The sequence below is a fragment of the Streptomyces sp. NPDC002690 genome, assembly GCF_053592415.1.
The window spans coordinates 1-11,897 of record NZ_JBSFVR010000234.1; the positions used below are offsets into that span (position 1 = coordinate 1).

The 11,897-nt window shown below is 72.4% G+C and carries 7 protein-coding genes and 2 pseudogenes; 6 read left to right on the plus strand and 3 right to left on the minus strand.

Features of this window, described 5'->3' with window-relative positions; genetic code table 11:
• The 5 genes and pseudogenes from ACWD3D_RS24985 to sucD all read left to right on the plus strand — a co-directional run.
• Nucleotides 1-1,144, plus strand: a pseudogene (locus tag ACWD3D_RS24985) (hypothetical protein); the annotation flags it as partial.
• Nucleotides 1,145-1,157: 13 nt separating this feature from the next.
• A pseudogene (locus ACWD3D_RS24990) lies at nucleotides 1,158-1,592 on the plus strand (DUF5682 family protein); the annotation flags it as partial.
• A gap of 47 nt (nucleotides 1,593-1,639) precedes the next feature.
• Nucleotides 1,640-2,842, plus strand: coding sequence for a VWA domain-containing protein (locus ACWD3D_RS24995; protein ID WP_451463040.1), 1,203 nt, complete (start codon nucleotides 1,640-1,642; stop codon nucleotides 2,840-2,842).
• Nucleotides 2,843-3,220: 378 nt separating this feature from the next.
• Entirely contained in the window at nucleotides 3,221-4,402 is a 1,182-nt protein-coding gene (gene sucC / locus ACWD3D_RS25000; RefSeq protein WP_451463037.1) for an ADP-forming succinate--CoA ligase subunit beta, read from the plus strand.
• A gap of 19 nt (nucleotides 4,403-4,421) precedes the next feature.
• Nucleotides 4,422-5,306, plus strand: coding sequence for a succinate--CoA ligase subunit alpha (gene sucD / locus ACWD3D_RS25005; protein ID WP_387371551.1), 885 nt, complete (start codon nucleotides 4,422-4,424; stop codon nucleotides 5,304-5,306).
• A 162-nt stretch (nucleotides 5,307-5,468) separates the two neighbouring features.
• Here the strand turns inward: sucD and ACWD3D_RS25010 are convergent, their stop codons facing one another.
• Nucleotides 5,469-6,848: a helix-turn-helix domain-containing protein gene (locus ACWD3D_RS25010; protein WP_451463038.1), complete on the minus strand. Its 1,380-nt coding sequence runs from the start codon at nucleotides 6,846-6,848 to the stop codon at nucleotides 5,469-5,471.
• A gap of 303 nt (nucleotides 6,849-7,151) precedes the next feature.
• Here ACWD3D_RS25010 and ACWD3D_RS25015 point away from each other — a divergent pair, with 303 nt between their 5' ends.
• Entirely contained in the window at nucleotides 7,152-9,023 is a 1,872-nt protein-coding gene (locus ACWD3D_RS25015; RefSeq protein ID WP_451463039.1) for a cell division protein PerM, read from the plus strand.
• Between the two features lie 85 nt (nucleotides 9,024-9,108).
• Here the strand turns inward: ACWD3D_RS25015 and ACWD3D_RS25020 are convergent, their stop codons facing one another.
• Together ACWD3D_RS25020 and ACWD3D_RS25025 are read right to left on the minus strand one after the other, a co-directional pair.
• On the minus strand, nucleotides 9,109-10,128 hold the full coding sequence (locus ACWD3D_RS25020; RefSeq protein ID WP_451463041.1) for a glycoside hydrolase family 11 protein: 1,020 nt from the start codon (nucleotides 10,126-10,128) through the stop codon (nucleotides 9,109-9,111).
• Nucleotides 10,129-10,960: 832 nt separating this feature from the next.
• Complete coding sequence (locus ACWD3D_RS25025) at nucleotides 10,961-11,878, minus strand: hypothetical protein (RefSeq protein ID WP_451463042.1); 918 nt, start codon at nucleotides 11,876-11,878, stop codon at nucleotides 10,961-10,963.
• Nucleotides 11,879-11,897 lie beyond the last annotated feature (19 nt).

Here is an 11,897-nt window from a genome sequence, read left to right on the forward strand (position 1 = left end):
CGAACGGGGCGATGCCGCCCTCGCCGAGGCGGAGATGCGCCAAGCGCTCCGGGAGCTGGAGACGGCCGGGCGGCCGTGGCGCGGTTCCCGTACCCGTGCCCTGCTGGCCCAGATCCTCGTCGCGCGGGGCGAGCCCGAGGAGGCCACGGAGCTTCTGCACCAGGTGCTCTCCGACGTGGTCCGTCACGACGACACCGAGTTCGAACTGGCAGGGGTGTACGCCCTGCTCGGCCATGCCGCCACGCATCTGGGCAACCAGGCCGACGCGGTCCGCCACCTGTCGGAGGCCGCCGCCCGGTACGACCAGGACGAGGAGTACGAGCGGGCCACCGGGATACGGCTCCAGCTCGCCGATGTCCTGGCGCGTTCCGGGCAGGAGGCCGACGCCGTCGCGGTGCTGGAATCGGTGCTCTCCCAGGATGCTCAGTCCTCGATCGACGAGCGCATGCTCGCCCAGGCCCGGTTGCTGCTGGCTCGCGGTATGCGTGAGCTGGAGGAGTTCCTGCCCGCCGCCGAGGAGTTCCTGCGTCTCGCGGACACCGTGGCGGCCTGGGAGGACGACCGGCAGACCCTCACCCTGGTGGCGGCCGAGACCGCGATCACGCTGGCCATGGCCGACCGCTGGGACGCGGCCGGCTCGGCGTACGACCGCGCCCTCGCGGCCCACTCCGAGGCACCGAACCCGTCGCTGATCAGGCACATGATGTGCGAGTTCGCCCGGCTCGTCATGGCCTTCCGGGGAACCGACGGCCTGGACACCGCACTGGAGCACCTGACTCGGGCCGAGCAGGTCCGGCCCGTCGGCCAGGACGCCTCCGAGTCCTTCGCCCCCTGGTACGAGGACGGAGCGGTGCACTATCGCCGCGCGAGGGTCCTGGCGGAGGCCGAGCGCTTCCCCGAGGCACTCGCCGCCGCCGAGGCGTCCATCGCCTCCTACGACCAGGGCGGGGAGGACGGTGAGGTACCGCGCGCCGAGTCCGTCCGCATCGCTGCTCTGATCGAGGGGAACGGCCTCGACCGGCGCGAGGACGCGATCGCCCGGCTGACGGCCGCGGCGGCACGCTGCCGCGCGGCGGGGATCGACGAGGCCGCACGGATACTCGACGCCCTGCGCGCCGAGTACCTGAAGCAGCGGCAGGGCTGAGCTCCGCCGGGGCTGGATCGACGGCTTCATCCCGGGAGCCTCCGGCGGCGGGATGCTCCTCGTGCACGACGAGCGCCTCCTCGCCCTCGTGGACGGCTGGCTGACCGGCGTACCCGAGCACGCCTTCGCGGACGTGCTGCCGCTGCTCCGCCGCACCTTCTCCGTGTACGAACCCGGTGTGCGGCGCACCCTGGGGGAGCTGGCCCGCCGGGGACCGGCCGCAGGCGGTCGGGCGCGCGGGCCCGGTACGGAAGCCGCTCTGCCCGGCTACGGCCCGGAGCTGGACGGGCCCCGCGCCGACGCCGTACTCCCGGTGCTCCGCCTGGTCCTCGGGCCCGGACGGGTCCCGGAGCACACCGGGCGCGCCGCGGCCGAACCCTGTCCCGCCGAACCCTGTCCCGCCGAACCCCGGCAGGCCCGACCGAGTGCAGGAGCTGATCGACCGTGACGGAAGGCATCCCCGGGTCGGGGCGGGCACCGGAGCCCCCGCACGCCGTGTCCGAGCGGACACCCGCCGACGAGCGGCTGAGGAGGTGGCGGCTGGTGCTGGGCTCCGACAGTGCGGAGTCCACCGGCCACACCCCCGAGGGCCGGGACGCGGCGATGGACCGTACCCTCACCGCGCTCTACGGCGGCGGGAAGCACCCGGGCGCCCGCGCACCCGGCGAGCGCGGGGCCGGACTCGGCGCGTCCGCTCCGGCCGCGGCCCGTTGGCTCGGCGACATCCGTACGTACTTCCCCTCCCCGGTCGTCCAGGTCATGCAGCGGGACGCGATCGAGCGGCTCGGCCTCGCCGCCCTGCTCCTGGAACCCGAGATGCTGGACGCGGTCGAAGCCGACGTCCACCTCGTCGGCACTCTCCTCTCACTCGGCGGGGCGATGCCGGAGACCACGCGGGAGACGGCCCGCGCGGTGGTGCGCAAGGTCGTCGCCGACCTGGAGAAGAGGCTGGCGAGCCACACCCGGGCGACCCTCACCGGCGCTCTCGACCGGTCCGCGCGGACGAGCAGACCGCGCCACCGCGACATCGACTGGAACCGCACCGTCCGCGCCAACCTCAAGAACTGGGTCCCGCTCCCCGGGGTGGACGGCGCGGACCCGACGAGCGGCGCGGCCGGCACCGGCACCGTGGTCCCGGAGCGGCTCATCGGTTACGGCCGGGCGGGCCGGGCCGTGCGCAAGGAGGTGGTCCTCTGCGTCGACCAGTCGGGTTCGATGGCCGCCTCCGTGGTCCACGCGGCCGTCTTCGGGGCGGTCCTCGCCTCGATGCGCTCGCTGGACACCCGGCTGATCGTCTTCGACACGGCCGTCGTGGATCTCACCGACCGGCTGGACGACCCCGTCGACGTGCTCTTCGGTACCCGGCTCGGCGGCGGTACGGACATCAACCGGGCTCTCGCCTACTGCCAGGCGAGGATCACCCGCCCCGCCGACACCGTCGTCGTGCTGATCAGCGATCTCTACGAAGGAGGGATACGCGACCGGGTGCTCCAGCGGGTCGCGGCGATGAGGGATGCCGGAGTGGAGTTCGTGGCGCTGCTCGCGCTCTCGGACGAGGGGGCGCCCGCGTACGACCGCGACCACGCGGCGGCTCTGGCCGCCGTGGGGGTACCCGCGTTCGCCTGTACCCCCGACCTCTTCCCGGAGGTGATGGCGGCGGCCCTGGAGAAGCGCCCTCTGCCGGTCCCGGAGCGGTAGCGCCCTAGCGGTGCGGCCCCGCGCCCGGACCGCGAGGGTGGTCCTTCTCTCACCGGCCCGAGGGTTGAGGGGACGCGTCCGCGGTCGTCGCCCCGCCCGTTCCGCCCGCACCCCCGCTGACCAGCGTGGCCACCGGTGCGAGACCGTGCCGTTTTGTCCCCTCCGGCCCGGTCACCAGCAAGGTCTGTGACCGTAATCACCGCTCGTGCGCGATCTCCGATTTAGGGTCGGGCGGAGCGCGGGGATAACCTGCCGGATGGACATGCCGCGTACCGGACACCGTGTACGCATTCCTGGTGACAGCGCAGTCACGTTTGCCCCTCGCGGCACGCCCACGCATCAAACCAACCGCGAGACCACTAAAAGGGACGGACGCGCGTGGACCTGTTCGAGTACCAGGCGAGGGACCTCTTCGCCAAGCACGGTGTACCGGTGCTGGCCGGTGAAGTCATCGACACGCCTGAGGCAGCCCGCGAGGCGACCGAGCGGCTGGGCGGCAAGTCCGTCGTCAAGGCCCAGGTGAAGGTCGGCGGTCGTGGCAAGGCCGGCGGCGTCAAGCTCGCCGCCACGCCGGACGAGGCAGTCGCCCGGGCGACGGACATCCTCGGCATGGACATCAAGGGCCACACGGTCCACAAGGTGATGATCGCCGAGCTGTCCCCCGAGATCGAGGCCGAGTACTACGTCTCGTACCTCCTCGACCGCACCAACCGCACCTTCCTGGCCATGGCCTCGGTGCAGGGCGGCATGGACATCGAGGAGGTCGCGGAGAAGACCCCCGAGGCCCTCGCGAAGGTCCCGGTCAACGCCGTCGACGGCGTCGACATCGTCAAGGCCCGCGAGATCGTGGCCCAGGCGAAGTTCCCGGCCGACGTCGCCGAGGGTGTCGCCGAGGCGCTGGTGACCCTGTGGGACACCTTCGTCGCCGAGGACGCGCTCCTCGTCGAGGTCAACCCGCTGGTGAAGACCAAGGACGGCCGCATCCTGGCCCTGGACGGCAAGGTCTCGCTCGACGAGAACGCCGACTTCCGCCAGCCCGGTCACGAGGCGCTCGAGGACAAGGCCGCGGCCAACCCCCTCGAAGCCGCCGCGAAGGCAAAGAACCTCAACTACGTCAAGCTCGACGGCGAGGTCGGCATCATCGGTAACGGTGCCGGTCTGGTCATGTCGACCCTGGACGTCGTCGCGTACGCCGGTGAGAACCACGGCAACGTGAAGCCCGCCAACTTCCTCGACATCGGTGGCGGCGCCTCCGCCGAGGTCATGGCGAACGGCCTGGAGATCATCCTCGGCGACTCGGACGTCAAGTCCGTGTTCGTCAACGTCTTCGGTGGCATCACCGCGTGTGACGAGGTCGCCAACGGCATCGTCCAGGCGCTCGCGCTGCTGGAGAGCAAGGGCGAGAAGGTCGAGAAGCCGCTCGTCGTGCGTCTCGACGGCAACAACGCGGAGCTGGGTCGCAAGATCCTTTCCGACGCCAACCACCCGCTGGTCCAGCGTGTGGACACCATGGACGGCGCGGCCGACAAGGCCGCCGAGCTCGCCGCGGCTGCGAAGTAAGGACGAGGGACTCCACACCATGGCTATCTTCCTCACCAAGGACAGCAAGGTCATCGTCCAGGGGATGACCGGCGCCACGGGCATGAAGCACACCAAGCTCATGCTGGCCGACGGCACCAACATCGTCGGTGGCGTGAACCCGCGCAAGGCCGGCACGACCGTCGACTTCGACGGCACCGAGGTCCCGGTCTTCGGCTCCGTCGCCGAGGCGATGGAGAAGACGGGCGCCGACGTGTCCGTCCTCTTCGTGCCGCCGGCCTTCGCGAAGGCCGCCGTCGTCGAGGCGATCGACGCCGAGATCCCCCTCGCCGTCGTCATCACCGAGGGCATCGCCGTCCACGACTCCGCCGCCTTCTGGGCGTACGCGGGCTCGAAGGGCAACAAGACCCGGATCATCGGCCCGAACTGCCCGGGTCTGATCACCCCCGGCCAGTCCAACGCCGGCATCATCCCGGGCGACATCACCAAGCCCGGCCGCATCGGTCTCGTGTCCAAGTCCGGCACGCTGACCTACCAGATGATGTACGAGCTCCGTGACATCGGCTTCTCCTCCGCCGTCGGCATCGGTGGCGACCCGGTCATCGGCACGACGCACATCGACGCCCTCGCGGCGTTCGAGGCGGACCCCGACACCGACCTCATCGTCATGATCGGTGAGATCGGTGGCGACGCCGAGGAGCGTGCCGCCGACTTCATCGCGAAGAACGTCACGAAGCCGGTCGTCGGCTACGTCGCGGGCTTCACCGCGCCCGAGGGCAAGACCATGGGCCACGCCGGCGCCATCGTCTCCGGCTCCTCCGGCACCGCCGCCGCGAAGAAGGAGGCCCTTGAGGCCGCCGGCGTGAAGGTCGGCAAGACGCCGACCGAGACCGCCAAGCTGGCGCGCGAGATCCTCGGCGCCTGATCACGGGCAGCGCGGCGGCCTCGCCGCCGCACCCCGTGTGAACGCGTCACGACGGCGCGGTCCCGTACCCCTCTCGACCTGGGGTACGGGACCGCGCCGTTTCGTCGTTCCGGACGTCCGGCTCCGGAAGGAGGAGCGAGACGTCCGCTCAGCGGCAGGTTGTCAGCGGAGCAGCGGCACCACGCGTTCCGGTCCGTGTACGAGTTCCTCGCGCAGGGACGCCTGAAGCTCCAGGTCCTGCTCGGTCAAGCGCTGCGGGCCGCCGCGCGGGGGGACGCCGCCGACGCGTTCGGCGGGGGAGAGGGGTTCCTCGTACCGGGTCGGCGCGGTGTGCAGGGTGAAGGCGGTCGCACCGATGAGCAGGGCGGCGAAGGCGATGGCCGCCCGGGTCCACAGCTGGGCCTTGCGCTCGCTCCCGGCGCGTACCGCCTTCGGGGCGGGCAGGGCGGGCGGCGGTTCGACGGCCGCGAGGGTGTGGAGCCGCTCGCGCAGCCGGGCGGAGAGCTCTGTGGACGACGGGGCTTCGGCCAGTTCGGGCAGCCGCTCGGCGAGTGCGGCACGCGCGTTCACCAGCCGCCCGGCGGCGGCCGGTGTGCTCGCCTCCGTCTCGGCCGCCGTCTCCGGCAGATCGAGCCCGACCCCGTCGTACAGCAGCACCGTGCGACGGGAAGTCGGAGGAAGCGCGAGAAACGCTTCCAGCGTCGCCCTCCGCTCCGGGTCGGCGGGCGGTGCGTCCGGGTGGCGGTGGACGCGGTGCACCCGGCGCCACGGAGACAGCGCGTAGTCGTGCGCGGCTGCCCGCACCCAGCCCGCCGGGTCCGGGTCCGTGGCGACCTCGGGCCACCGCTCCCACGCCGTGTGGAACGCGCGTTCCACGGATTCCTGGGACAGGAGCCGGCGCCCGGTCAGCAGAAAGGTCTGGCCCGCCAGTTCGGGGGCGGTCCGGTGGTAGAGCGCGTCGAAAGCCCCCTCCGGGGCCGGCCCCGGAGGCGCGCCCGGTTCGGGCTCCACCGGAACGGCGCCGTCGGGGGCCGCGGCGGCATCGGGCGGTACCGTGACGCGGTCGCCGGGGTCCGCGGCGGCTCGCTCCGGGGAATCCTGGTCCGGAGAGTCCTGGTCCGGGGAATCCTGGTCCGGAGAGTCCTGGTCCGGGGAATCCTGGTCCGGGGAGGGGGCGTCCTGGCGCGGGGACGGCGTGGGATCGGGGTCGGGCGGGGACATGGAGGTGCTCCCGGTGGCTACGGCGACAGGGGGTGGCGCCGCGGCGGCTGCCGTACCGGGCGCGGTGGGAGGCCCGGGCGGCGCGGAGGTGCTCACGGGGGCCGGTGGGTGGTCGGCGCACCCGATGAACCGGGCGTACGCCATCCGCTTGCGCCCTCGTGGGGCCGTACGTCCCGACTCCCAGGACCGGACGGTGGCCGGAGTGACCCCGACCGCGGAAGCCACCTGCTCCTCGCTCAGCGATCTCGCCTCGCGCAGCCTCCGCCGCTCCTTGGGAGGCGGCAGCGGAACGTCGGCGGTGCCGGTCGCACTCTCCGTCACGGGTGGCCCCCCGTAGGGCATGTGTCGAGAGTCCCGCCTGTCCGGCGGCGTCTGGCACGCACGCTCGCCGTGTTGTCGGGATCGCCCCGATACATCCAGTATCGAGGCGACCCTCCGCCTTGCGATCGCACGCACCGGACGCCGCCGGACCCGCCCTCCGGGCGGACGGCGCCACTTTCGGCACACGCCCTAACACTGCACCGGGTGAAAAAGTACATAAACGTATATTGGGCGACACGACGCCCGTTCGCCCGTTACACGGATTCAGCGCGTGTCGTTGGCAGCATGGCGAGCGTGACCCAAGTGACCGATCGCAGCCCGATGTTGTCCTCCGGACGCGGCAGGGCCGCAGCCCTGGCCTCCGCGCTCCTGCGCGGTTCGATCGCGGCCGGACTCGGTCTCGGCACCCTCACCGTCCTCCTGCTGGGACTCTGGATCAGCTCGCCGTACTCCGACGCCGGCCCCGGCCGGGCGGTGCGCACGGCGGCGGCCCTGTGGCTGCTCTCGCACGGTGCCGAACTCCTCAGGACCGACACCCTCAGCGGTGTCCCCGCCCCGGTGGCGACCGTTCCCCTGATGCTGATGGTGCTCCCGGTGTGGCTGCTGCACCGGGCCGCCCGTGACGCGCTGGACGCGGCGGACCCGGTGACCCCGGTGGACGCGACGGAGGACCGGCCGCCCTCGGCCGCCGCCGTCTGCTGCGCGGTGATGACCGGCTATCTGCTGGTGGTCGCGGGAGCCGTGGTCTTCGTACGGTCGGCTCCGCTGCGCGTGGACACCGGGGCTTCGGCCACGCTGGCGTTCCCCCTGGTGGCGGTGGTGGCGGGCGCCGCGGCGGCCGGGGTGTGGACGGCGTCCGGCCGGCCGCTGGGCGCCACCCCTTCGTGGGCGCCACTGCGGGTCCAGGAGGCGGTGGCCCGTACCCTCTTCCGCGACCGGGCAGAGGCGGCGACCAGGTCGGCGCTGGCGGGGCTCGCGGTGCTGCTCGGCGGCGGCGCGCTGCTCGTCGCGGTGGGGCTCGTACGGAACGGGGCCGCGACCGAGGAATCGTTCCTGGCGCTCTCCGACGAGCCGTCAGGGCAGGTCGCGGTGTTGCTGCTCGCGCTGGCGCTGGTACCGAACGCGGCGGTGTGGGCGGCGTCGTACGGACTCGGGCCCGGCTTCTCGCTCGGTACGGCGGCGACGGTCGCGCCCCTCGGCTTCTACGGCGACCCCGCCCTGCCCGGGTTCCCGCTGCTGGCGGCCCTGCCGCAACCGGGTCCGGGGACGACCGTGAACGCGGCGGCCGGAGTGGTCCCCCTGGCGGCGGCTGTCGCCCTCGCCTGGTTCACCGTACGCAGGGCGGCCCCGCTGTACGGAGCGCGCGAGGATGCCTGGAGTCCGGGGGAGACCGCGCTGGTCACAGGTCTCGCGGCGATCGGCTGCGGCGTGGGCGCGGCGGCTCTGGCCGCCCTCGCGGGCGGGCCGATGGGGACCCGGGCGCTCGCCGAGTTCGGACCGGTCTGGTGGCTGACCGGCCCCGCCGCGGCGATCTGGACCGCCGTACTCGGAGTTCCCACGGCGCTGCTGATGCGGTCCTGGCGACTGCGTGAACAGACCTGGGGCTGGCGCGGGGAGGCGGCCGAGGCGGTGCGGGGAGCGGGAGTCGCGAGCGCGGTGCCGGAGAAAGTGGCGGCACCGGAGTGGACGGCGCTCCCGGCGCGCACGTTCGGTTCATGGCGGTCGGGGGCCTTGTCCGGAACATCGTCCGGGGCATCGTCCGGGGCCGTTCCCGAGGCGGCCTCCCCGGGCGGGGGCGCCGAAGTGTCCACCGGAGGAGGCCGGGAGGACGCGCGCCCCTGGTGGAACCCGCGCCTCCCCTGGCGGAAGCCCGGGAAACCGGACGCCTCGACCACCGGGGTGCCGCCCGCTCCTCCGGCCTCCGCGAGCCCGGCACCCGGTGAGGCCGCGGACGGGACGCCCGGCCACGTCGGACGCGTCGGACCGGAGCACCCGGCCGAGGCACCCGCCGCGCCGGCCGCCGCTCCCCCGGCTCCACCCGTCGCCCCCTCGGTACCCCCCGTCGCGCCCGCCGAACCGGGGTCCGAGCAGTACGACTTCCTGCCGAGGTCGGAGCCCGCGGGCCGTTCCGAGCCGGAGGACCCACGGCCGACGACGGACGGCGCGACAACCTGAGGCTGCCGCGCCGTCGCGCCGGTCGGGTTCCTGCCGATGTGCCCTACGGGTGCCGTGGTCGGCGGGGTGGTGCGCCGGGTACGGGTCAGCTCGCGGTGCAGGTGACCGTCGGCCAGGTCCAGGTGCCGTTGGTCTGGATCGTCACGCCCCAGTTGTTGCCGCTGCCGTTCGGTTTGGCGACGAGCTGCTGGGCGCTCGGATAGCTGGCCCCGATGTTCCAGGTGGAGAGGACCTTCTCGGGCGAGGGCACGTTCATGGTCACGGTCCAGTTGCTGGAGCCGCTGACGGAGACGTTGAGGTTGTAGCGGTCGCTCCACTTGTCCCCTGCGGAGAGCGTCGCGGTGCAACCACCGCTCGTACCGCCGCCGGTGCCACCGCCCGTGCCGCCACCGCCGGTGCTGCCGCCGGTGCCGTCGACCGTGATGTTGGAGCTACCACTGCTCTGGTAGCCCTCGGTGGCGAGCACCATGTAGTGGTTGAACGAACCGAGCGGCATGCCCTTGCTCGCCCAGGCGTCGAAGTGGTTGCCCGTGGTGATGGTGCCGCCGGTCTTCTTGGACTGCCGGACGCTCCAGTACTGCTTGAACGTCTTGTTGTCCCCCTCGATGGACGGGGCGTTGGTCCGGGTCGTCTCGTAAATGTCGTAGGTGCCGCCGTCGGTGGTCACCGTCCCCTTGAGGGTGCCGGTGGGCCGGTAGGTGCCCCAGTTGTCGACGACGTAGTACTCGACGAGCGGGTTGGAGGTCCACCCGTAAAGGGCCAGATAGGCGTTGCCGGACGGGTTGAACGTGCCGGTGTAGTTCACGCTCCGGCGTCCGCCGTTGCTCCATCCCTTACCGGCGACGAAGTTGCCGACGTTGCTCCAGTTGGTGCTGTAATTCCCGCCGGAACCGAGGTTCATGGAGACCGATCCGCCACCGTCGGACCAGTACGAGTAGTAATAGCCGTTGTTGGTGCCGGTCTGGTTCGTGTTGATCGTGGTGTCGGCGTTGGCGGTGCCCGGCAGGATCAGCGCGGTCGCCGCGGCGGCCAGGGCGAAGGCCCGGCCGAGGAGCTTGAAGCGGCTGAGACCGCGGCTCCTCGAACGAGTGGTGCCTTCCTTCATGAACATGCTTCCTCCTTGTGCGGACTGGCCGGAGGCCAGGTGGCGAGACGTCACCCCGACCCGGAAATGTCATGGACGCGTCAGGTGGTGAGCCGCGTCGGCGTAGGGGGTGACGCGGCGGGTGGAGCGTTCCTGGTGCGGCCGGGAGCCGGAAGGGCGAGTCGTCGTGCGGGTGCCTCAAATCGACGGCCTTTGAGGTCTGTCAGCGACGTCAGTGTTGATTCGGCGCCCTTGGGTGTCAATGGTTTCGGCAGTCATCGCGAAAAACTTTTTTGCCCCAGTGGGGAGGTGGGAGTGTGTTTTCGCAGGTCAAGGCAAGGGTTATCCGGAGTGGAGAGATCGAGGTTTGGATAATCGCTGGATACGAGAAGTTATAAGGGGCTGGCTTGAGGGGCGGAATTCGAAACTTTTCGAAAGTTTTTCGGGCGCGCCTGGGTATGTCGGAATGCGTATCCGAGGGGGTATCGGGGCGGTGGGGCGGTGGTGAGTGGCCGGCGGGGGCGTCGGGCGGCGTGCGAGGCGGCGTGCACCGGGAGGTGAGCTCCAGGAGGCGTGCCGGGTTACGGGGCATGCGGGACGCGCCCCGGCTCCACGTGGTCGAGGTGGCCGGATTTCGCCCTCACGCGCCCGTCCTGCCCCTGCCCGTACGCCCTGGCGGGCACGTCCCCGCCCGTACGCCCTCACGGGCACGCCCCTGTCCGTACACCCCGCACGCACGCACGCCCGCCCTCACGTGCACGCCTCCTCCTGGCGCGAGCGGCGCGCGCCATGCGAACGGCCCGGCTCCTGGGTCGGGAGCCGGGCCGTGTCCGGTTGCGGGGGAGGGGGTGGGTCAGTTCTTGACGCCGAAGATCGGTTCGAGCGGGTCCGGCAGGAGGTCGTTGCAGGCCAGTGCGCTGGAGCGGGTCAGGGCGTCGTTCACGCAGGTGTAGTAGTCGCGGTAGACCAGCTCGACCGTGAACGTCCCGGCCACCATCAGCAGCGCCAGCAGCGCGGTCACCAGCCCGCTGACGGCGGCGGTGGTCTGCGGCTTGCCGACGGCTCCCGGTACGGGGCGCCCGAGCTGACCGCCCGGCGGCACGGAACCGGGCGTGGGCTGTCCGGCGGACGCGCCGGGGGCACCGCCCGCCGTCGGCGCACCGGCGGCGGGAGCCGTTCCGGCCTGGCCGGAACCCGCCGTACCGTCGGCCGGGGTGGGCGGCTTCGGCTCGGCGCGCAGGGAGCTGATCGCCCAGTACGTGCCGAGCGCGCCGAGCAGCAGGGCGATCTCCGGGAAGCCGAACAGGACGAAGAAGAACGCCCACATCCCGCTGAGCACCGCGTAACGGGCGCGGCGTTGGGAGGGATCGGTGGGGTCCCACCGCATTCCGCCCCGGCCGCCGTCGGGCCGCTCCGGACCGCCGCCGGCATCGGGGCGCCGGCCGAACTCGCCGCCCTCGCGGCCCGGCTGCCGGTCGCTCCACTGGCTGCCCCAGACGGGGCGGTTGTCGGACGGGCGACCGTCGGACGGGCCGTTGCCGTTGCCGTTGCCCTGGCCGTTCCCGCCGCCTTGGCCGCCTCCCTGGCCGCCGTGGGCCGAGGGGTGGCGGGGCCGCCAGGGCTGGTCGGGCCGCCCCTGCGGGGGCGCGGCGAACGGGTTGTCGTCAACGGGCGGGGTGGGAGCGCCGGGCGCGGGGCGGCTACTCGGACGAGCCTCCTTTCTAGGTCCGGCTCGTACCCCCACTTCTTGATCACACAGGAGAAACACCATGGCGAAGCCGCCTGTGCGC

Excerpts from the sequence above, each read along its gene's own strand:
- sucD (WP_387371551.1), top strand. The coding sequence starts at position 4,422 with ATGGCTATCTTCCTCACCAAGGACAGCAAGGTCATCGTCCAGGGGATG.
- ACWD3D_RS25020 (WP_451463041.1), bottom strand. The coding sequence starts at position 10,128 with ATGAAGGAAGGCACCACTCGTTCGAGGAGCCGCGGTCTCAGCCGCTTC.
- ACWD3D_RS25025 (WP_451463042.1), bottom strand. The coding sequence starts at position 11,878 with ATGGTGTTTCTCCTGTGTGATCAAGAAGTGGGGGTACGAGCCGGACCT.